Source organism: Clostridium oryzae, from assembly GCF_002029235.1.
GTDB lineage: Bacteria > Bacillota > Clostridia > Clostridiales > Clostridiaceae > Clostridium_AE > Clostridium_AE oryzae.
In genome coordinates this window covers 41,903-64,662 of sequence record NZ_MZGV01000010.1, presented here as the reverse complement: position 1 = coordinate 64,662, position 22,760 = coordinate 41,903, and the positions used below count along the sequence as shown (strand labels likewise).

Genomic DNA, 22,760 nt, shown 5'->3' with positions numbered 1-22,760 from the left:
TATAGTTATTTAAATATTTCCGGAGGTAGCCTTCTATGCAGGGAAGTTACGAAAAAACGATATTGGAACCAGATTTCCCATTCAGATTATTTTTTAATGACGGATATGGAAGCGTATCACATCACTGGCACGAAGATATTGAAATTATTTATCTTGTAGAAGGTGCGCTCAAGGTTGGTGTGAACAGTAGAACATGGAAGCTTAAGCAAGGGGATATTATAATAATTGGTTCCGGAGAAGTACACTATTTTTTTCAAGAAAAAAAATTTAGCAATAGAGCAGTAATACAATTTAGATTGTCCATATATGATAGCTTTCTTTCCGGGATAAAGGATGCTAAAGCTTTGAGACCAATGCTGACACATTCTATTTGTCTGACAAAAGGTAATAAAATTCATGCCTTGATGGAGAAGCATATAAAGGAAATAATCAGTGAGTATAGTGAGGCAAAGGAAGGGTATAAACTAATACTTAAGGCAAGGCTATATGATTTGGCGGGAATATTACTTAGATATATGCCCAAGGAGGAGTATTCACTTGAAGAACTAAGCCGTGAAAAGGAGAGGCTGAAACGGATGGAAAGCATCTTTCAGTATGTTGAAGCAAACTATCAGAATCAGATTGATCTGGATGAGATCTCAAAAGCGATGGGGTTCAGTAAATATTATTTTACAAAGTTTTTCAAGAAGAATGTTGGGATGACTTTTGTAGACTACTTAAGTAATTTCAGGGTTATGCGAGCCCAGTGGAGCATATTACAGGAGGAGGATTCCATGGCAGAAGTTGCATACAAGTCTGGTTTTAATAGTATTAAAACCTTTAATAGGGTATTTAAAAATATTACAGGATGTTCACCTATGGAATATAAAAAACATGTTAATAATTCAAAGACAGGTGAATTTGAAGTAGATATATAATATAATCTGACATAAAACGAAGGAAGAAATACAGCTTTCAAGCTGTATTTCTTCCTTCGTTTTACTCTCTTCTCTTTACTCTTAACTCTTTTATACGTTGAATCTGAAATTAACTACATCTCCGTCCTGCATAACATAGTCTTTTCCTTCTAACCTGTATAGGCCCTTTTCTTTTGCTACGACCTCTGAGCCACATTCTACCAATTTATCGTAGGAAACTATTTCTGCACGGATAAATCCTCTTTCTATATCTGTATGTATTTTCCCAGCTGCTTGAGGTGCTTTTGTTCCTTTCTTAATTGTCCATGCTCTTACCTCTTGCTCACCTGCAGTTAAAAAGCTCATTAAACCAAGCAGACTGTAGCTTGCGTTTATTAGCTTATCCAAACCTGTCTCATCTAAACCGTAGTCAGCAAGCATTTCTCTCTTCTCATCTTCTTCAAGTGCAGACAATTCCTCTTCTAATCTTGCACATACAACTATTACATCTGAATTTTCTGATTTAGCATATTCCTGTATCTGCTGAACAAATTTATTGTTAGCATTGCCATTCATCAAATCATCTTCAGATATATTAGCTGCATAGAGTACAGGCTTAGATGTTATAAGAAAATAACCGTCTATAAGTTTTGCTTCATCTTCATCCACTTCTAAAGTTCTTACTGGCTTTCCAGCTTCTAAGTGAGCCTTTATTCTTTCCTGAAGTTCATTTTCCTTCTTAGCAGCTTTATCGCCGGACCTAGCAAGCTTAACAGTCTTCTCTAATCTTCTTTCAAGAACCTCTAAGTCAGAAAATATAAGTTCAAGATTGATGGTTTCTATGTCTCTTATTGGATCTACAGAACCATCCACGTGTACTATGTTTTCGTCTTCGAAGGCTCTTACAACATGAACTATTGAAGCTACTTCTCTAATATGTGACAAAAATTTATTTCCGAGTCCTTCACCTTTGCTGGCACCTTTGACAAGACCAGCTATATCATAAAATTCGATGGAGGCATTTACCTTCTTTTTTGAATTATACATTTTTTCAAGTACATCTAATCTTTTATCAGGTACTGCAACTACACCTACATTTGGTTCTATAGTGCAAAATGGGTAATTTGCAGATTCTGCGCCTGCCTTTGTAATGGCGTTAAATAGAGTACTTTTACCTACATTAGGCAGTCCAACAATTCCTAATTTCATTTATAAACATCCTCTCTATTAGGTTATATCTGTAGAAAAACAACTTCAACTATTAACATTACATAAGTAAATATTTGATGTTTTACTGTCCGTATGCAAAGTCTATGTATTGTTTTTTCATATATAATACAATTTTAAATTATACGCTACAAGTATATACATTTCAATAAAAAAACTCTTCATTAATAATAGATATATTATGTGTGTATTAATTATGAAGTAAATACATAAAGTGGGAAAATAGCGAAAGATATTTTTATAAATAGTTTATTTAATGTAATTAATAAGCAGAAAAAAACAGATGTTTAGAATATTATATAAAAAAATTTAATATTTTTTTGAAAATGGTAAAAAACCAGAAGGATTTTTTAATTTTGTATAGAATATTATTTCTTGTGGATTAAAGTGGAGTAAAGTGGAGTGAAATTATTATTTTGTGGTAGAATATAGAGGTGTAACATGTTTATCGGTGAATATCAACATGCCATTGACACAAAAAATAGAATGATTATACCCTCAAAATTCAGAGAACAACTTGGAAGTACATTTGTTGTTACGAAGGGTCTTGATGGATGTCTATATGTCTACCCTATGGAAGAGTGGAAGGTGCTTGAAGAAAAACTTAAGAAACTTCCCCTTACGAGTAAAGACGCAAGAGCATTTGTTAGATTTTTCTTTTCAGGTGCTAATGAGATCGAAGTTGATAAACAAGGCAGAGCTTTGATTCCACAAAATCTTCTTGAGTATGCTCAAATAAAGAAAGAGATAGTAAGCATAGGAGTATCTACAAGAATAGAAATATGGAGTAAATCCAGATGGGATGAATATAACAGTTCTAATATAGATTTTGATGGCATAGCTGAAAAAATGAGTGAGCTTGGTATATAAGAGGTGAAAGAATGGAATTTAAACATAAACCTATAATGCTTAATGAGATAGTTGATGGACTTAACATAAAAGAAAATGGCATTTATGTGGATTGTACTATGGGTGGCGCAGGGCACTCTGAAGCTATAGTCAGAAGACTTTCCAAAGATGGAAAGCTTATAGGAATAGATCAAGATATAGAAGCAATAAATGCATCTAAAAAAAGGTTAGAAGCCTTTGAAAATGTTATTTATGTAAATGATAATTTTTATAATATTAAAAATATATTAAATACGCTGAATATTACAGGGGTTGATGGGATACTTATGGATTTGGGAGTTTCTTCGTATCAGCTTGATAATGGAGAAAGAGGCTTTAGTTATATGCAGGATGCACCTCTTGATATGCGTATGAATAGAGAAAATGAAATTAGTGCCTATGACGTAGTAAACGGTTATGATAAGGGGGAACTTGAAAAAATAATAAGAGATTACGGTGAAGAAAAGTTCGCAAGAAGAATTGCTGATTTTATAGTTAAAGCTAGAGAAAATAAAAAGATTGAAACTACTTTGGAACTAGTTGATATCATAAAAGCTGCTATACCCGCTAAAGCTAGGAGAGAAGGACCTCATCCGGCCAAAAGAACTTTTCAGGCTATAAGGATAGAAGTAAATGAGGAGCTTACTGTACTTTCTAAAGCTGTAGATTCTGCTATAGAGATGCTTAACAGTAAAGGAAGGATGGCAGTAATAACCTTTCATTCTCTGGAGGATAGAATAGTAAAAAGTAAATTTAAAACTCAGGAAAATCCTTGTACATGTCCACCAGATTTTCCTATATGCCAATGTGGAAAAAAACCACAGGTTAAGATTATTACCAGAAAACCTATGGAACCAAGTGAAAACGAATTAGAGGAAAACCCTAGAAGCAGAAGCGCAAAGCTTAGGATTATAGAAAAGTTGTAGTTATATTTTATGAATGAGGTGAATAGATTGTTAATGGATAAAAGCAGCTATTACATAAACGGAAGTACCATTGAATCACCGAATACATATGAAGAAATTCCTAGCAAACAGGAATATGAGAAGCTAAAGAAATCTAAAATTGAAAAGAATAATAGACAAAAGCATAAGAAAAATCTGCAAAAAAGAAAAACTATTATTGCTGTAACTGCGGTTTTTGCACTTGGGTTGCTGCTCATGTATAATCAATCCAAAGTTTATTCAAAGCAGATGAAACTTACAGAGTTAAAAAGAAACATATCAGAACTTAGGCTTACCCATGAAGATACACAGATGAAATTATATAAACTCAGTAACATTGAAACGATAAGAAAAAATGCTCAGAACAAAGTGGGCATGGTAAGCATGAAAAAGACGAAAAATGTTTACGTTAATTTCAGCAAAAATTATTTCAAACCAAGAACATCAGAAGCTAAAATGAGTAAAACAAAGGAGTTATTAATAAAATTAAAGAATTTACTATTTTAGCGGAGGGTAGCATGTGTATAGGAAAATTTACAGGGATAAAGTGATAATGAAAAAAAGGATCATTATATCCCTTATTATCATTTTTATGCTATTTATGGGTCTATTGACAAGACTCGCTTATGTAATGATTTTTCAGTGGAATAAGCTTAATGGATTTGCCACTGAACAGTGGACCAATGAAGTAAAAATAGATGCACGAAGAGGAAAGATACTTGATAGGAATGGCAACGAGCTGGCTGTCAGCGCTAATGTGTACAGGGTTGATTTGGATATGAACTCAGTAAGAGCTGCTGTGAGAAAAAGCAAAGGGAAAATTACATTTGAAAAGATAGCAGAAGGATTGTCTGCTGCACTGAATAAGGACAAACTGAAAATATTACAAGAGCTATACAAGAAGCTGCCTAATGGAAAAGATAGAGGGGCGGCTACATTAGCAAGAAGGGTAGATAAAGAGACTGCAGACAAAGTTAGAGCGTTAAAAATAAACGGTGTATTGATATCACCTGACACTAAGAGATATTATCCTAACAATAATTTTTTATCACATGTTATAGGTACAACGAATTCAGATGGTAATGGACTTGCAGGAGTAGAATTGCAGTATAATAAAGAATTATCTGGGATTCCTGGATTGAAAATATCCGAAATCGACAGAAGAAATGACGCGGTTCCATATGAAATATCGGATTTTACAAAGCCTATTCCGGGAAAAGATGTAGTCCTTACTATAGATAAGAAAATACAGGTAGCAGCTGAAAAATCCGCAGAGCAGGCTCTGATAGATAACAAAGCTAAAGCGGTTACTATCATGGTAATGAATCCTAAGAATGGAGAAATACTTGCGCTTGTTAACAAACCTGATTTTGATCCTAATAATCCAAGAGAAGGGGCAAGCACTCCAGATGAAATGGCGGCAAGGTGGAGAAACAGGGCTGTTAGTGATACCTATGAACCTGGTTCAATTTTTAAAGTTGTTACAGCTATAGCGGCTATGGAAAAGAATTTAGTAAATGAAAAGGACACTTTTGTATGTAATGGAAGTCTTACCGTGGGAAAGAAACATATCCATTGCTGGAAGAGGACAGGACATGGAAGTCAGAGTTTCATACAAATATTGGAAAATTCCTGTAACGTGGGCTTTATGACTTTGGGCGAACGACTTAAAGCAAAGGGAATCAATGAATACATAACTAAGTTTGGGTTTGGCAAAAAAACAGGAATAGATTTGCCGGGAGAGGCTAAGGGTATAGTTAAGAAGACCTCAGCTATAACAAGTACTGATTTAGCCACAATTTCTTTTGGACAAACTAATACGTTGACTCCAATACAATATATGGCTGCATTTAACACTATTGCTAATAATGGTGTTTGGATTACTCCCCATATAATGAAAGAGATAGTTCATGAAAGCAGCGGCGGAAATTATATTGTAGATTCAACCTATGAAAATTATACTAAAAACTATGCTAAGAAGCAGATAGTAAGTAAGGAAAAAGCGAACCTGCTTTGCAGTTATCTTGAAAAGGTAATTTCAAAAGGTGGAGGAAAAAAAGCTTATATTGCTGGTTATGATATAGCTGGAAAGACTGGTACAGCTCAGAAGGTTAATCCTAAGACAGGAGCTTATGAGTCCGGGAAATATGTAGCATCTTTTGCAGGCATGGCACCTTCTAAAAACCCAAAAGTGACAGTTTTTGTATCTATAGACCAGCCTGACCCTTCAAATTACTATGCGGGACAGATAGCAACTCCTGTTGCAAAACAAGTTTTTTACGATATATTTAATTATTATTCTATAAAGGGTGACGCAAACCCTGATGAATCTGCTCAAAGCCTTTTAAATGATGTGGTACTGCCGGAGATAAGAAATACCAAAAAGAGTGAAGCTTTGAAGAAGTTAAAAGATTTAAATATAGAATATGAGATACATGGCAGTGGAGAATATATAACAGACATGAATCCTAAGCCTGGATATACAGTTAAGGAAGGTACCAAGATTAATCTATATACTGGTAGTGAAAAAAGTGACGATGATGAGTATATAATAGTTCCTGATTTTACGGGATTAAATCAGAAGAAGGCTAAGGAGCTGCTAACTTCTTTAAAAATCAAAGGCAATTTCGCAGGAAGTGGACTTGTTGGAGAACAGAGTGTGGCTGCTGGAAGCAAGTTAAAGGAAAATTCGTATATTGAATTGGAACTTGAGAACTTAGGTAATGATTAAATATTCCGCTTAATTTAAGTTGTTTATTTAGATAAGTATTTACTTTTTACTATATGGCAATAATTTTAGTTGAAGTTTTATATAAATTGTGAATTATGAATTAGGAATTAGGATGAAGGTGAAAATTCTGCTATGCTGAATTTTCACCATAATTTCCTCATTTCTCATTCAACATGTTTTAAGAAAGGTGAGATTATAGTGAAATTAGAAGAAGTGCTGTCAGGTATTGATTATGAGCTGTTGAAAGGTAAAGATGATATTGAAGTAAGGGAACTTGCCTATAATTCTAGAACTGTTAAAAAAAATGATGTGTTTTTTTGTATATCTGGTTTTAAAACTGATGGTCATAAATATGCAGAAAATGCAGTTGAAAACGGTGCTGAAGTTATAGTTTGTGAAAAAGATATAAAACTCAAACAAGATGTTACGGTAATAAAAGTTAAGGATACAAGAAAAACAATGGCTCTGGCAGCTGCTAATTTCTATGATAATCCTTGCAGTAAAATGAAATTTATTGGCATTACTGGTACTAATGGAAAGACTACGTCCACATATATGATAAAGTCTATATTAGAACAAGCGGGTTTTAAGGTTGGGCTTATAGGAACTATATGCAATTATATTGGAACCAAGAAATTACACACGGATAGAACTACACCGGAATCTTTGGAACTTCAGAAATTGTTCTACGAAATGGTTAATGAAGGAATAGAATATTGCGTAATGGAAGTATCCTCCCACTCGTTAGCACTAGATAGAGTGTACGGTATAAAGTTTAAGTACGGAATATTTACTAATCTAACGCAGGATCATTTGGATTTCCATAAGACTTTCGAAAATTATTATGAAGCTAAATTAAAATTATTTAAAAACAGTGATATATCTATAATTAACCTTGATGATATCTACGGAGAAAGAATATGTAAAGATGCCACCAATATTAAGGTTACTTATTCAATAGAAAAAGAAGCTGATATATGTGCAGGAGATATAGAAGTTGGTCCTAGAAGTATAAAGTATGATTTAAAATTTGAGAATAAAAAACAGCAGGTTGAAATATATATCCCTGGAAGATATAACGTATATAATTCCCTTTGCGCGGCAGCAGTTTGCCTTAAAGAAGGAATAGAGCTAGAAACTGTAAAAGAAGGGCTTGAGAAAACTCAGGTTCCAGGAAGATGTGAGCTTGTTACGAAGGATTACGATTTGGGCTATGATGTTATTATTGACTATGCTCATACACCTGATGGACTTGAAAAGATATTAAAATCTCTTCGTGAGATAAAACGAGGAAGATTAATATCGGTGTTTGGCTGTGGAGGTAACAGAGATAAGGCTAAACGGCCGATAATGGGAAAAATAGGTTGTGATCTAAGCGATTTTGCTATAATAACTTCAGATAATCCCCGTGATGAAGAGCCTATGGATATAATTAATGATATTGTATCCGGCGTCGATAAGAATAACTATACTATTGTTGAAAATAGAAAAGAAGCCATAAAAGAGGCTATTTCTATTGCAAAAAAGGATGATATAATACTAATAGCAGGTAAAGGACATGAAGATTATCAAATATTTAAAGACAATAAAGTTATACACTTTGATGAAAAAGAGATAGTATATAGTCTTATTCAATAGAGTATAGATAAACAGTAGTTAAATAAAAGCATAAATTAAAGTGTTTATCTGGATTAATTAAGATGGGGTGGTAAAGTGAAGCAGTTTACATTAGAAGAACTTCTAGCATGTATAGATGGAAAAATCGTACTGGATAAAGGAAATTATGATTATAAAAACATATGCATAGACACGAGAAAATTGAAATGCGGTGATATGTATATAGCTATCAAAGGTGCTGTATTCGATGGAAATGACTTTACTGAGAAGGCTGATGAGAGCGGAGCAGCCATTTGCATCGTAGACGATATAAAGTATAAAGAAGAGAATATAAAAAACTCTACAATAATAAAAGTAAAGGACACACTAAAGGCTATCAGGCAAATGGCCAAATTATATAGAAGCAAACTTGATATAAAAGTTATAGGCGTTACAGGCTCTACTGGGAAGACTACGACTAAGGATTTGATTGCCGCTGCACTTAGCAAAAAATATAAAGTGTTTAAGACTAAGGGGAACTTTAATAATGAAATAGGTCTTCCTCTTATGGTGTTTAGTTTAGATGAGAGTTATGATGTGGCTGTACTGGAAATGGGTATGAGCAATCTAGGGGAGATACATAGATTAGCGGATATAGCAGCTCCTAATATAGCAGTAATAACTAACATAGGAGTTTCACATCTTGAAAATCTCCATACGCGGGAAAATATATTAAAAGCAAAACTTGAGATAACTGATTTTTTCCAAGATGACAACACGCTTATAGTAAATGGCGAAAATGATCTTTTGCATAGTTATGAAACTGAAAGCTTTAAACTTAGAAAGATTGGGCTGAGCGAAAGCTATAACTATGGTGCTGAGAATATATTATTGGAAACTGACAGAGTAGAATATAATTTAATAGAGGAAAACAGCCACTTTAGAGAACGGATTATAGTTCCAATGCCAGGAAAACATAACGTTATTAATTCACTAATTGCCGTAGCTTGCGCAAGAATTATGGGAGTCAGCATTGAAGAAATAAAGGATGGATTTAATAACCTTGAAAAAACTTCTATGAGACTTGACATAGTAGATTGTGGAAAGTTTACAATGATAGATGATAGCTACAATGCTAGTCCGGACTCTATGTATGCAGCACTTGAAGTTCAATCAAGCATGAAAGCTAAAAGGAAGATAGCTGTATTGGGAACTATGAGAGAATTAGGAGAAGATTCTTATTTATTTCATAAAGAGGTAGGTGCTTTTGCCAAGAACAGTGGTGTTGATATACTTATAGCCAGAGGTGAATTTTCAAAAGCTTATGAAGAAGGATTTAATAGTGATAATAATTTCTATTGTTTCCCTGATAATGAATCTATAGAAGCTTTTTTAAAACAAAATTTGCAGGAAGGCGACCTAATTTTAATAAAAGCTTCAAGAACATTGTATTTTGATAAGATAGCTAACAATATTAAAAGTATGAATAGTGATGTTGGAGGGAGCGTTTAAAAGGGTATAATGAAAGATGTTTTGACAAGCATGATTATTTATTCAGTGCTTATGTCGTTTGCGATATCTATTTTAATAGGTATGTTTGCGATACCGTTACTTCACAAATTGAAATTCGGTCAATTTATAAGAAAAGAAGGACCGAAGAATCACCAAAGAAAAGCTGGTACGCCAACTATGGGAGGAATTATTTTTATTTTAACTACAGCAATAGTTATGGTAATAATAATAAACAAACCTGCTGATGAGTCAATGGTGGCTTTGTATTCCCTTGTAGCATTCGGGTTTATAGGTTTTCTTGACGACATACTAAAAATAATCCATAGAAATAATCTTGGACTTAGAGCTTATGAGAAGATGGCACTCTTGCTAACGATATCTTTTGTTTTTGCATTATATGCATATAAAAATCCGACTATTGGTTCTAGCATTATAATACCATTTATCGGAAATGCTATTGATCTTAAGTTGTTTTACATACCGTTTATTATTATTTATTTTGCTGCAACTACTAATGCAGTAAATTTAACAGATGGACTTGATGGATTAGCTTCATCGATTACCATATTAGTGATGGTATTTTTCACAGTACTGAGCTTAGCTATGCACCATAATTCATTAGCAGTATTTTGTGCAGTGGTTAGCGGTGCTTTATTAGGTTTCCTAAGATATAATTCATATCCTGCAAAAGTTATCATGGGAGATACAGGTTCTTTAGCCTTGGGAGGAGCAGTTGCGGCTGTTGCTCTTATATTGAAATTACCACTGATAATTATTATTGTAGGAGGAATATATGTTGTTGAAGTTCTTTCGGATATTATACAGGTTACGAGCTTTAAGTTAACGGGAAAAAGAGTTTTTAAGATGGCACCAATACATCATCATTTTGAAATGCTTGGATGGCATGAAACGAAGATAGTATCAACTTTTTCAATAATAACTGTAATTTTGTGCCTAGTAGCATTTTTATCTTTTAAGTAATTCTCAGGAGGAGTAATATGGAAAAAGCCAGAAAAAAGATGGGAGAAGCTGATTTTGTAATGTTTATTACGATAATGCTGCTTTTAGCCGTAGGAATTATAATGGTATATAGTGCAAGTTCATGGACCGCCGAAATAAAGTATAAAGATGATATGTATTTTTTGAAAAGACAGGGTGCTTGGGCTGTATTAGGAATCATCTGCATGTTTTTTGCTATAGGCTACGATTATCATAAATTGCGAAAGTTTTCCAACATTCTTATGATATTATGCATTCCGCTTCTGCTTATAGTATTCGCAATGCCTTCTGTAAATGGAGCACGACGATGGATAAATTTGGGTTTTACTTCATTTCAACCATCAGAAATAGTAAAGTATGTTGTGGTGCTTTTTATGGCTAAGAGCATGGACAAAAGGGGAGAAGAGATAAAAAAATTATTTTCCGGAGTAGGATATTATTTGTTTATCTCACTCATATATGCAGGACTAATTCTGGCAGAAAACAATATGAGTATTTTTACTGTAATAGTTATGGTAACTATGATTATGCTGTTTGTTGCAGGTGCAAGATGCTGGCATCTATTTGGCATTGTTACTCCATTAGGACTTGTAGGAGCTGTTGCTTTGATATTTTCAAAGTCATACAGGCGGGATAGAATACTTGGTTTTATGGACCCGTGGAAAAATGCTTTGAGTGAAGGCTATCAACTTATTCAATCACTTCTGGCACTAGGGTCAGGAGGAATATGGGGAGTTGGACTAGGGCAGTCAAGGCAGAAAGCTTATTACCTTCCCGAAGCTCATAATGATTTTATCTTCTCGATTATTGGAGAAGAACTTGGACTTATTGGCTGTGCATTTGTAATAGCATTATTTATGATACTTATATGGAGAGGCATAAGGACAGCTTTAAATGCAAAAGACATCTTTGGGACGCTTTTGGCTACAGGTATAACTTCAATAATTGCAGTGCAGGCTATAATAAATATTGCCGTAGTTTCAGGATCAATGCCGGTAACTGGAGTACCACTTCCGTTTATAAGTGCTGGTGGTACCTCACTTGTCATAAATATGGTTGCTACAGGAGTTCTGTTAAACATATCCAGACAGCGAAAGTAATCGATAAAAGTTCTATTATATTGAGTACATAAAGCAAAAAAAGTGCAATATTTAGAATTTTGGCTAGTATTTTAAGTATATTTATAAAATAAATATTAATATTTATTTTATTTTTAATTAATATTTTAATGAAATTTATACTAATAAGTGGTATCATAAAATATATGATATTTGCTTTTGAAGAATACTTTAAAAATTAATTTTGCATTAAAAGTTACAATTTTAGTCCCATTAGGAGTAGTTATATATGAATAAGGTAAGTAGAAATGAAAAGGATATGAAAAAGTATAATGTGCTTATTAAAAAGAGAAGGCGCAGAAGAATTATTAGAAAAACTATATTTACTTCTGTGCTTCTTGTTGCTGTATTGTGTGTATTATGCCTTAAGCTTACGTACTTCAATATAAAGCACGTAAATGTAATTGGAAATAAAATAGTTGATAGTTCGAGCATTTTAGAGTTATCTAACATAAAAACAGGTTCCAACATCTTTTACCTTAATACAAGTAAGATTGAAAAAAGTATAGCTACTAATAATTATATAAAATCTGTTAAGATTAAAAGAAAATTACCATCTATAGTTGATGTATATGTTAAGGAGAGAAGACCTGTTTACTATATTAAAAGCGGAGATGGGATTGTTTATCTTGACAATGAAGCTGTAGTTCTTGAAAGAGATAGTAAGCTACATAGTAAGGATAAATATATCCAGATAAGCAATATGAATCTTGAAGATGCTAATATAGGTGAAACGGTATCCAGTGACAAATACGTAGTACAAACTTTAAAAGAGATTTCTGATCTAAGTGACAGAAATACTATGAATGATCAGAATATAAGAATAACTAAAGTAGATATAAGTGATAAAAATAACGTTAAAATATATTTTTCAAAGATGCTTGTTAAAGTAGGGTATAAAAGGGACATGATGAACAAACTAAATAAAGCAATTGCAATAATTGATCAGCGAAAACTAAAGAATTCAAAAGGCTATATTGATGTTAGTTTTCAAGGTAACCCTGTATTCCATATAAATAAGTAGGCATAAGTTTTAACAAGTTGGGGGTATTATATGAAATTAAAAAAGTTATTATCTCAGCTAACTGTTGGTATAGTATGTGCACTTTTAGGATTCATGTTGACTTATCAGTTTAAATTGTTAAATAAACAGAATATAGATACTGCTTCCAATCAAAAATATAGCTCTATAGAAGTTACTTCTCAAATTGAGCAGCTCAAGGAAAACAAAAAACAGCTTGAGAAAAAGAATCAGCAGTTGATGGAACAGATTAAACATTATGAAGAAATGGCTACAAGTAGCAGTTCTGCTGCTAAAGAGATAAAGGATGAATTGGATAATTCCAGAGTGCTTCTAGGCTATACAGATGTTAAAGGTCCTGGAATAATTCTTTCAATAGCACCTCAGTCTAATATATTTTCTTCAAAAGTAGAGTCACAGTATATAGATCATACAGAGATAAGTTATCTGATAAATGAATTGTTTTTTTCAGGAGCAGAAGCTGTTTCAATAAATGGCAATAGGGTTACGCTTCAAACTGGAATAAGCAGTACTTCAGATTATATTATAGTCAATAATGAAAGAATTTCTCCTTCTAGCAAAATAACGATAAAGGCAATAGGAGATAAGGAAAAGATGGCTAAGGATTTAGATTTCCCGGGAGTAATGACGTATCAAAACTTAACCTATTATGATCATACTGTGCAAAAATTAGATAATATAAAAATAACTAAAAGCAATACTACTTATTCTAGTGAATATTTGAAGAATATAGATAAAAAGTAAATGGGGTGAGAATTAATGATAGCGTTACTTGGGCTATTAATTGGCATAATCGTAGGAATACGATGGGATTTAATTATACCAGAAAAATATTCAGCATATCTTTCAGTTGCTATTCTGGCAAGTCTGGATTCGGTATTTGGTGCTATAAGAGCTAATCTATCTAAAAATTTCCAGCCTGATATTTTTGTGTCTGGCTTTTTTGGAAATGCTGCATTAGCAGCTGGACTAGCATATTTGGGTGATAAGCTTGGAATACCAATTTATATTGCAGCAGTTATAGTTTTCGGAGGAAGAATATTTGATAATTTTGCTATAATTAGACGTTTGGTTATAGAAAATTTTAGAGCTCGTAAGTAAGGCTGGTGATAACATGAAAAAAAATAAAGTAAATATATATGTATTTTTATCAGCTCTCATACTTGGAATTTTAATATCAACCAGTATGAACTATAGTACACCTATAGTCAGAACTATCCTTACAACTCAGCAATACCAAAACGCTACAAATGAAAAGAATAAATTGTACAATGATTTATCCGACATAGAAAAAAGCTATTATAGTAATTTAAAGAAACTTAATAAGTATGAGAAGGATTTAGGTGAGTCAGATTCTAAAATAATAAATGATTTGAAAAAGGAATTGAATAATAATAGTAAGGTTCTAGGTACAGCAGATGTTGCAGGTCCAGGAGTTGAAATAGTTCTAGACGATGGACAAATAGATTTTAATAAAAATCAAGATTATAACGCTAACACGAAACTTGTGCACTATTTTGATATACTAGAGATTATTAATGCATTAAAGTTAAACAATGCACAAGCAATATCTGTAAATGGTCAAAGAATTATTGGAACTTCAGAAGTGTACTGCTGGGGAAGACTAATTAAGATAAATGATGTAACCTTAAATCCTCCATTCAATATTAGAGCTATTGGAGACTCAGAGGGTATTAATGAATATCTAACCTCGGATGATGGATATTTAACATTTTTAAAATACAGAGGTGTAAAAGCTTCTATACATAAATCAAAAAATGTTAAAATATATGCGTATATTGGTACAATGAAAAATAAATTTATGAAGGATGCAGAAAAAAGATAAAATAATATCATAATTTCTACATCCTATGAAGGAAAATAATAAAATTTGAAGAATATATAGATAATAAAGATTATATTGGGATAAGTACTTCTTGGTGGAGATGATGATCTTGGATGCTTTCCGCGATTTACTGTCCAAATAAAATATATAATGAAATGTAATCACATTTTTATATAATTTGCAAAGAAATGCTTTACTTAGAAAAAGTAAGGAGCTGATGACTTGAGCATACAAGATAATATTAATAACATAAAAAAAGTTTTAAAAGAGAATATTACTCTGATAGCTGTAAGTAAAACCAGAAGTTTAGATGAAATGGAAGAGGCTTATAATTCAGGATTAAGAGATTTTGGAGAAAATAAGGTTCAAGAGTTTACTGATAAATACGAACCCTTTCACAAAGACGTAAGATGGCACATTATAGGACATCTTCAAACCAATAAAGTAAAATATATAGTCGGAAAGGTGTTTTTGATACAGTCATTGGATAGTGTCAGACTGCTAAAAGAAATAGAAAAGCAATATGCTAAAGCTGGTATAACCGCTAATACTCTTATAGAGATTAATATTGGAAGAGAAGAGAATAAAACCGGCTTATTACTTGAGAATTTAGAGGAACTGATTTCTGAAGTTGAAAAATGTAACAATGTTAAAGTAAGTGGTATAATGACAGTTATTCCTATTGGAAATGAAGATAAATGCAGAGAATATTTTAAACAGGTAAAGAATGTTTTTGATTCTCTTGCTAAACGACAATTCAATAATATAAATATGCAGTATTTGTCCATGGGTATGACTGGTGATTTTAAAATTGCAGCAGATGAAGGTTCTAATATGGTTAGAATTGGAGAAGGTATTTTTGGTAAAAGAATATATAATAATCAAAAGGTGAACAAGTAAAATTGATGACCTAAATTAAAAAGTAGGAGGTAAAACAAAATGGCAAATAAAGTGATGAACAAGCTTATGGGATTTTTCGGATTAGAGGATGAGTATGACGATATCGAAGAGATTGAAAATGAAGAGGAGGTACCAGAGGTAGAGCAAACAGTAAATCCACCGATAACTTCATCAAATAAGAAACAGAGCAAAGTTGTTAATATACATACAGCTTCATCTCCAAAGATCATAATAACAAAACCTACAGCTTTTGAAGAAGCAGCTAATATTTGTGATGAACTTAGAGACAGGAGAATCGTTGTAGTTAATACTACAGAACTTGAACCTAAAGTAGCTCAGAGGCTTCTAGATTTCATGGGCGGAGCCAGCTATGTCTTAAATGGTGAACTTCAAGAAGTGGAGAGAGGTGTGTATGTACTTTCACCATCCAATGTTGAAGTTACAAATGAACTAAAAAGTGAGTTATCCAGTCGTGGCATATTTGCCTGGACAAAATAGGAGGGGATAATAATTATTATAGTTAGATTGTTAAGCTCGTTTATAGATATTTTAGAATTGTTTATTTTGGCTGATGTTATTCTATCTTGGGTAATACCAGATGAACGCAATAATATAAGACAATTTATAGGAAATATTACTAAACCTCTTTACATCCCTGGCAGGAAGCTTCAAGAAAGATTTGCAACAAATGTACCTGTGGATATATCTCCGGTTATAGCAATGCTGATTTTATTTTTTATCAGAGGCATAATCAGAATATAACATGAACTTTAAAAAAGATGATTTTTTGAAGCATTTCAGTACAGGAGAAAAAGAACAGGTAACTAAGTTATTTGAGAAAGTTAGCTTAGTTTTAAAAACACATAGAACTACCTTCTTTAATGAGTTTCTTTCTCCAGCTGTTTGGAGTACCATTATAGAAATGAAAAATTATTTTGGCTTTGATATCTATACCTATGGTGGTTTTCATGAAGCTGAAAGGAAGATGGTATGCTTTTCTTATGAAAATAGCATTGAAGTCAATTTCCCTGTTAAGTTAGTTTGTATTGAGAATAGATCCAAATTTCTGACGCTTCAGCATAGAGACTATCTAGGTGCACTGATGGCTCTTGGCATAAAACGTGATAAATTAGGTGACCTAGTAGTAAAGGACAACAGATGTTTTTTTCCCGTTAGTGAAGAACTGTTCGAGTATATAGACAGTAATCTAATGAAAGTTGGTAAGTGTCCGTGTATAGTTACAGAAATAGAGGACGAATCAGAACTTCCAGAAGCAGAATATAAACAAAAGCTGGTTATAGCGGCTGCTATGAGGCTTGATGCGGTAGTCGGTGCTATAACCGGGATGTCTAGAAGTAAGAGTGTGAATTATATAGATACAGGTAAAGTCCAAATTGATTATATTGAAGTAAGGGATAAAAGTTTTGAAGTGAATTTACTTTCAACTATTACTGTAAGAGGTTTTGGAAAATATCGCATTATTGAAACAGCAGGTAACAGTGGGAGCGGAAAAATAAAACTTAAAATTTACAGTTTTAATTAGTAAAAAAATTTAGGATGAGGTGGTAGTTGATGAGATTAACAGCTATGGACATAAATAGCAAAGAGTTTAAAAAAGGCTTCAGAGGATATAATATAGATGAAGTTGATGAATTTATACTTAAAGTATCAGAAGATTATGAAGCGCTGTATAAAGAGAACTCGACTATGAAGGATAAAATATCGAATTTGAATGAAAAAATACAGCACTATAGTAAAATCGAAGATACGATACAGAATACGCTGATTTTAGCTCAGAATGCTGCTGACCAGGCAAAAACGAATGCTCAGAAAGAAGCAGAACTGATAATAAAGAATGCTAATGATACAGCACAAAAGATATTGGAAAAGGCTCATAATGATGTTATGACAGTAAATGGAGACTATGATAGGTTAAAACAGGAATTTGCGAAATTCAGAGCTAAATTCAGAAACTTTATGAAGACTCAGATGGAAACCTTTGATGATTTGGAAAAGGATTTTGCAAAAAATTATAACGTAGGAACACCAGTTGAAGAAATTAATGAAAAAGAAATAGTTTCTAGCCAAATACCAAAAGAGGAAGAGATTGTTGAGCATTCATTTAATGATGATGAACTTAATGAGATTAAAAAGTTTTTTGCAAGTGAAGAGTAGAGATTGTAATTCTAAAAAGTGGATTACATATTAAAAAATATACTCATTCCATCAATTTTGGAGTGAGTTTTTTTATGTTTTATATGCTTCCCCTTTCGTAAATTAAGGGTATAATATTATAGGATGCGAGGTATGAAAAATGGAATATTTAATAATTGTACTTGGTATTATTTTGGATAGAATTGCCAAGATATGGGCTGCTGCTAATTTAAAAAATAAACCAGATATAGTAGTTATTAAGAATTTTTTTAGCTTTTCATATGTGGAGAATAGAGGAGCTGCATTTGGAATATTGCAAAATAAACAGATTATTCTAAGCATAGTAACATTAGCCGTAATAGTTGCTATTTTTGTTTATATGGTAATGAACAGGAAGAAGTCAAAGCTATTATCCATAAGTTTAAGTTTAATAATATCAGGTGCAGTAGGGAACCTTATAGATAGGGTTTTTTATAGTTATGTAGTAGATTTTATAATGCTTCACTATAAAAGTGCAGTTTGGCCTAACTTTAATGTAGCAGATTCTTTTGTAGTAGTGGGAACAATTTTGTTAGTAATTTATGTAATAAGGGATGTTAAGTGATGGAAGAATATATACTTTCAGCTGAAGAACAGGATATAGGTCTGCGTATCGATAAATATTTAATTGGCAAACTTACAAAGAAATCTAGGTCTTTTATACAAAACATAATAGAGGATGGTCATTGCAAAGTTAATGACAAAGTAATTAAAAACAGTTACAAATTGAGAAAAGGTGATAATATAAAAATTATTATTCCAGAGCCGGAAGTCTTACAGGTAAACGCTGAAGATATACCAATTGACATAATGTATGAAGATAGTGATGTAATAGTTGTCAATAAGCCGCAGGGTATGGTTGTCCACCCGGCGGCGGGAAATTATACAGGCACATTAGTTAACGCTATATTGAATCATTGTAAAGACCTATCTGGTATAAATGGAGTCATAAGGCCTGGAATTGTACATAGAATCGACAAGGATACTTCGGGTGTACTTGTAATTGCAAAAAACGACTTTGCACATATAGAACTTTCTAAACAATTAAAGGAACATTCTATGAAGAGGGTATATAATGCTATAGTTGAAGGCATTATTAAAAATGATGATGGCACTGTAGATGCTCCGTTAGCAAGAAATCCTCAAGACAGAAAAAAGATAGCAGTAGTGAAGGATGGAAGAAGAGCTGTTACTCACTATAAAGTTATTGACAGGTTCAAGAACACATCATTTATAGAATGCAGACTAGAAACTGGGCGAACCCATCAGATAAGAGTCCATATGGCATATATAGGACATCCATTGGTAGGGGATCCTGTTTATGGTTTTAAAAAACAGAGGTTTAATTTAGAAGGTCAGGCTTTGCATGCGAAAATTTTAGGTTTTATTCATCCAACCACAAGAAAATACATGGAATTTGAAAGTCCTTTACCAAATTATTTTCAGAAGATTATTAATGTATTAAAAAATGAGTTGAAATAGTTTTAGAATTATGTTAGCATAAAAAATTGGAAACGTGATTTGGGGAGGTGATAGAGTGAAAGTAAAATCAATTCTCATGGATGGAAAGGCCATGGATAGAACAATTATTAGAATGGCACATGAAATTATAGAAAAAAATAAGGGCGTAGATAATACAATTTTAGTTGGTATTAAAAGCAGGGGCATCCCATTAGCTGAGAGAATAGCTAAATACATAGACAATATTGAAGGGAAAACGTTGCCTGTAACTAGTGTAGATATAAGTGCATATAGAGATGATCTTACGACAGATGAGATAAAAAACAGAATAAAGGATTTTGGACTAAATATAGAAGTAGACAATAAAATAGTTATCTTGGTAGATGATGTATTGTTTACTGGAAGAACAGTAAGAGCTGCTATAGATGCTATTATCGATACAGGAAGACCAACGATGATTGAACTCGCAGTACTTATTGACAGAGGTCATAGAGAGCTTCCTATAAGGGCTGACTTTGTCGGGAAAAATATACCTACTTCTAGACAAGAGGAAATATCAGTTCAGCTTGAGGAATTTGATGGCGAGAACTCTGTTAAAATTTATGAGTTATAGGAATTATTTTTTTAGATATTTACATTATTAAATATTCTCTCTACAAACGAAAAACATAGTTTCTAAAAATATTAATTGGGAGCAGCATCTTTATGCATGTACCCTTTTGTTGAAAAGGAGAAATACACTGAATGAATAATTTTGTAGATGTGGATGAAAGATTACCACTGATAAAATCTATACCGTTAAGTTTTCAGCATCTATTTGCTATGGTAGGCGCTACTATACTAGTACCTAAATTCTTGGGAATGAGTCCTTCCATTGCACTTTTTTGCTCTGGAATAGGTACACTGCTTTATATACTTTGTACTAAAGGTAAACTTCCAGCCTACATAGGCTCATCTTTTGCGTTCCTTACGGCTATGAAGTTTGCATCGCAGCACTATGGTGTATCAGGTATGCTGTCGGGAGTAATTGCAGCAGGTACTGTATATATTATAGTTGCAGGAATTATAAAAATTGCAGGAAGTAAATGGATTGAGAAAGCTATTCCTCCAGTACTCATAGGTTCTGTAGTAATAGTTATAGGATTGTCTTTAGCAGGTACTGCGGCAGGTTGGGCAGGACTTCTTGCAGAAAAACCAGATTATATGACTATTCTTGTGGCAGCAGTAACGCTTCTTATAGGAATAATCGGTTCTACATATTTTAAGGGATTTTTGGGTGTTATCCCTATACTTATAGCTATGGTTGCAGGTTACATATTAGCATTTATTGTAGGCGTTGTTACACCAGCACAAAAGGCTGAAATACTTCATGCTAGTTTATTTCAATTACCTCAATTTGTAGGTCCTAAGTTTAATATAAGTGCTATTATTATGATGGCACCTATAGCTTTTGTTACACTAGCAGAACATATAGGCCATGTCTACGTTACTAATAGTGTATGTGATAGAGATTTCATAAAGGATCCAGGTCTTCATCGTTCAATTCTTGGTGATGGTATTGCTACTATATTTGCTGGTTTTGTTGGAGGCCCTCCTAATACTACTTATGGAGAAAATATCGGAGTTATGGCAATAACTAAAGTATATTCTGTATGGGTTATAGGCGGAGCAGCAGTTATAGCCATTATATTATCCTTTATCGGACCAGTTGCTGCTGTAATAAAGTATATACCAGATCCTGTAATAGGTGGCATAAGTATATTATTATTTGGAATAATCGCATCATCAGGTTTCAGAGTACTTGTTGAGAATAAAATAGATTTTGCAAATAAAAAGAATCTAGTAGTTTCTTCTGTAGTAATAGTGCTTGGAATAAGTGGAGCTGCTTTAAAATTCCATGTTGGTGGTTCAGAAGTAGCTATAAGTGGAGTAGCTCTTGCCACATTAGTTGGTATAATTCTAACATTGGTACTTCCTGAAGATAGCAAAGCTGACGAATAGGGGAATTTAAATGAAATATGATTTAATTGCTACAACTACTTTTGGTATTGAAGCAGTTACAGCAAAAGAACTTAAGAAATTAGGTTATGATAATTTGACAGTTGAAAACGGAAGTGTGACGTTCCAGGGAACAGATATAGATATAGCTAGAGCTAACATGTGGCTTAGAACTGCGGACAGAGTTTACATCAAGATTGCCGAGTTCAAAGCTGAAACCTTCGAAGAGCTCTTTCAGGGCACAAAGGCTATTAATTGGGGTGATTTCATACCTGTGGATGGTAACATTCATGTAGTGGGAAAATCAGTAAGGTCCACACTCTTTAGTGTATCTGACTGTCAGGCTATAGTTAAAAAGGCTATTGTGGAGTCTATGAAAAGAAAATATAAGAAAGATTGGTTTTCAGAAGAAGGACCTGAATATAAAGTTCAGGTAGCTCTTCTGAAGGATATTGTAACACTTAGTATTGACACTACAGGAGCAGGGCTTCATAAAAGAGGATATAGAGAATATGCTGGTGAAGCGCCTATTAAAGAGACACTAGCAGCAGCAATGATTTTAATCAGCGGATGGGAAGCAGAAAAGCAGCTTGCAGATCCATTCTGCGGTTCTGGAACTATACCTATTGAAGCTGCGCTAATAGGAAAAAACATTGCGCCTGGTCTCAATAGAGACTTTATTGCTGAACAGTGGCAAAACATAGACAGTAAAGTGTGGAGTCAGGCTAGGCGTGAAGCTCAGAAGGCTATAAAGGATATAGATTTTAGAATACTTGCTTCAGATATTGATGGAGATGTTCTAAGAACTGCAAGACAAAATGCTGAAAAAGCAGGGGTAAAAGATTTAATTGCTTTTCAGAAGCTTCCGATGGAACAGTTTTCTTCTCATAAAAAGTATGGATATATGATATCTAACCCGCCTTATGGCGAGAGATTGGGAGAGGAGAAGGTTGTTCAGCAGCTTTATAGAGAAATTGGAAGGCTGTATAGGGAACTTGATCACTGGAAGTTTTTCATATTGACTTCACACCCATATTTCGAGAAATTATTTGGTAAAAAGAGTGATAAAAATAGAAAACTTTATAATGGACGTCTTCAATGCTATTACTATCAATATTATAGAGAAGATTAAAAAGATCAAAGAGAAAAGAGTTAAGAGAAAAGTGAAGGTGGGAATTAAATAAAAAAAATGGTACAGCATGCTTGCGAAGAAGTTAAAAAGAAACAGTAAAATATTTTAAAGTTAGTGAATTAAGATGATAGAAAGGTAATAGAATTAATAAAATAAAAGTATTATGTAAAAATTAAGAGTTAGGGCATTAAAAATGGTTACATCCGACGGAGGCATTTGGAGCGAGTTTAGCAATTATCCGTGTCTTTTAGGCAAATTTCCGTTAAGATGGCTAATT

General features: G+C 33.1%; 24 protein-coding genes. 23 read left to right on the top strand and 1 reads right to left on the bottom strand.

Annotation, left to right across the window (positions count from 1 at the left end):
• Positions 1-35: 35 nt before the first annotated feature.
• Positions 36-917, top strand: a complete 882-nt coding sequence (locus CLORY_RS06710) for an AraC family transcriptional regulator (protein ID WP_079422744.1) — start codon at positions 36-38, stop codon at positions 915-917.
• 90 nt (positions 918-1,007) lie between these two features.
• On the opposite strand, the gene ychF is transcribed toward CLORY_RS06710, so the two are convergent.
• Complete coding sequence (ychF, locus tag CLORY_RS06705; protein ID WP_079422743.1) at positions 1,008-2,105, bottom strand: redox-regulated ATPase YchF; 1,098 nt, start codon at positions 2,103-2,105, stop codon at positions 1,008-1,010.
• A 459-nt stretch (positions 2,106-2,564) separates the two neighbouring features.
• Here ychF and mraZ point away from each other — a divergent pair, with 459 nt between their 5' ends.
• The 22 genes from mraZ to CLORY_RS06600 all read left to right on the top strand — a co-directional run bounded on the left by mraZ (position 2,565) and on the right by CLORY_RS06600 (position 22,483).
• Complete coding sequence (gene mraZ, locus CLORY_RS06700; RefSeq protein ID WP_079422742.1) at positions 2,565-2,993, top strand: division/cell wall cluster transcriptional repressor MraZ; 429 nt, start codon at positions 2,565-2,567, stop codon at positions 2,991-2,993.
• A gap of 11 nt (positions 2,994-3,004) precedes the next feature.
• Positions 3,005-3,937: a 16S rRNA (cytosine(1402)-N(4))-methyltransferase RsmH gene (rsmH, locus tag CLORY_RS06695; RefSeq protein WP_079422741.1), complete on the top strand. Its 933-nt coding sequence runs from the start codon at positions 3,005-3,007 to the stop codon at positions 3,935-3,937.
• 27 nt (positions 3,938-3,964) lie between these two features.
• Complete coding sequence (locus CLORY_RS06690; RefSeq protein WP_139375979.1) at positions 3,965-4,462, top strand: hypothetical protein; 498 nt, start codon at positions 3,965-3,967, stop codon at positions 4,460-4,462.
• Between the two features lie 13 nt (positions 4,463-4,475).
• Entirely contained in the window at positions 4,476-6,686 is a 2,211-nt protein-coding gene (locus CLORY_RS06685; protein WP_079422739.1) for a stage V sporulation protein D, read from the top strand.
• A 198-nt stretch (positions 6,687-6,884) separates the two neighbouring features.
• Entirely contained in the window at positions 6,885-8,324 is a 1,440-nt protein-coding gene (locus CLORY_RS06680) for a UDP-N-acetylmuramoyl-L-alanyl-D-glutamate--2,6-diaminopimelate ligase (protein WP_079422738.1), read from the top strand.
• Between the two features lie 75 nt (positions 8,325-8,399).
• Positions 8,400-9,794: a UDP-N-acetylmuramoyl-tripeptide--D-alanyl-D-alanine ligase gene (locus tag CLORY_RS22995; protein WP_139375978.1), complete on the top strand. Its 1,395-nt coding sequence runs from the start codon at positions 8,400-8,402 to the stop codon at positions 9,792-9,794.
• Between the two features lie 9 nt (positions 9,795-9,803).
• On the top strand, positions 9,804-10,775 hold the full coding sequence (gene mraY / locus CLORY_RS22990; RefSeq protein WP_139375977.1) for a phospho-N-acetylmuramoyl-pentapeptide-transferase: 972 nt from the start codon (positions 9,804-9,806) through the stop codon (positions 10,773-10,775).
• Between the two features lie 17 nt (positions 10,776-10,792).
• The gene (spoVE, locus tag CLORY_RS06670) at positions 10,793-11,893 is read left to right on the top strand and encodes a stage V sporulation protein E (protein WP_079422737.1); all 1,101 of its coding nucleotides are present in this window, start codon (positions 10,793-10,795) and stop codon (positions 11,891-11,893) included.
• A 247-nt stretch (positions 11,894-12,140) separates the two neighbouring features.
• Positions 12,141-12,935 (top strand): cell division protein FtsQ/DivIB, encoded by a 795-nt coding sequence (locus CLORY_RS06665; RefSeq protein WP_079422736.1) that lies wholly within the window; start codon positions 12,141-12,143, stop codon positions 12,933-12,935.
• Between the two features lie 30 nt (positions 12,936-12,965).
• Positions 12,966-13,697, top strand: a complete 732-nt coding sequence (locus CLORY_RS06660) for a DUF881 domain-containing protein (protein WP_079422735.1) — start codon at positions 12,966-12,968, stop codon at positions 13,695-13,697.
• A 15-nt stretch (positions 13,698-13,712) separates the two neighbouring features.
• The gene (locus tag CLORY_RS06655) at positions 13,713-14,054 is read left to right on the top strand and encodes a small basic family protein (protein ID WP_079422734.1); all 342 of its coding nucleotides are present in this window, start codon (positions 13,713-13,715) and stop codon (positions 14,052-14,054) included.
• Between the two features lie 13 nt (positions 14,055-14,067).
• Positions 14,068-14,799, top strand: a complete 732-nt coding sequence (locus CLORY_RS06650; RefSeq protein ID WP_079422733.1) for a DUF881 domain-containing protein — start codon at positions 14,068-14,070, stop codon at positions 14,797-14,799.
• Positions 14,800-15,021: 222 nt separating this feature from the next.
• Positions 15,022-15,699, top strand: coding sequence for a YggS family pyridoxal phosphate-dependent enzyme (locus tag CLORY_RS06645; RefSeq protein ID WP_079422732.1), 678 nt, complete (start codon positions 15,022-15,024; stop codon positions 15,697-15,699).
• 39 nt (positions 15,700-15,738) lie between these two features.
• Positions 15,739-16,197: a cell division protein SepF gene (locus tag CLORY_RS06640; RefSeq protein ID WP_079422731.1), complete on the top strand. Its 459-nt coding sequence runs from the start codon at positions 15,739-15,741 to the stop codon at positions 16,195-16,197.
• 27 nt (positions 16,198-16,224) lie between these two features.
• The gene (locus CLORY_RS06635) at positions 16,225-16,461 is read left to right on the top strand and encodes a YggT family protein (RefSeq protein ID WP_278335299.1); all 237 of its coding nucleotides are present in this window, start codon (positions 16,225-16,227) and stop codon (positions 16,459-16,461) included.
• A gap of 1 nt (position 16,462) precedes the next feature.
• Positions 16,463-17,242: a YlmH family RNA-binding protein gene (locus CLORY_RS06630; RefSeq protein ID WP_079422729.1), complete on the top strand. Its 780-nt coding sequence runs from the start codon at positions 16,463-16,465 to the stop codon at positions 17,240-17,242.
• A gap of 29 nt (positions 17,243-17,271) precedes the next feature.
• On the top strand, positions 17,272-17,874 hold the full coding sequence (locus CLORY_RS06625; RefSeq protein WP_079422728.1) for a DivIVA domain-containing protein: 603 nt from the start codon (positions 17,272-17,274) through the stop codon (positions 17,872-17,874).
• Between the two features lie 139 nt (positions 17,875-18,013).
• Complete coding sequence (lspA, locus tag CLORY_RS06620; protein WP_079422727.1) at positions 18,014-18,457, top strand: signal peptidase II; 444 nt, start codon at positions 18,014-18,016, stop codon at positions 18,455-18,457.
• Positions 18,457-19,374, top strand: a complete 918-nt coding sequence (locus CLORY_RS06615; RefSeq protein WP_079422726.1) for an RluA family pseudouridine synthase — start codon at positions 18,457-18,459, stop codon at positions 19,372-19,374. The genes lspA and CLORY_RS06615 overlap by 1 nt, the downstream gene beginning before the upstream one ends.
• A gap of 55 nt (positions 19,375-19,429) precedes the next feature.
• A complete protein-coding gene (pyrR, locus tag CLORY_RS06610; RefSeq protein WP_079422725.1) occupies positions 19,430-19,966 on the top strand; it encodes a bifunctional pyr operon transcriptional regulator/uracil phosphoribosyltransferase PyrR in 537 nt (178 codons plus the stop codon).
• 131 nt (positions 19,967-20,097) lie between these two features.
• Positions 20,098-21,354, top strand: coding sequence for a uracil permease (gene uraA / locus CLORY_RS06605; RefSeq protein ID WP_079422724.1), 1,257 nt, complete (start codon positions 20,098-20,100; stop codon positions 21,352-21,354).
• A 10-nt stretch (positions 21,355-21,364) separates the two neighbouring features.
• Positions 21,365-22,483, top strand: coding sequence for a THUMP domain-containing class I SAM-dependent RNA methyltransferase (locus CLORY_RS06600; protein ID WP_079422723.1), 1,119 nt, complete (start codon positions 21,365-21,367; stop codon positions 22,481-22,483).
• Positions 22,484-22,760 lie beyond the last annotated feature (277 nt).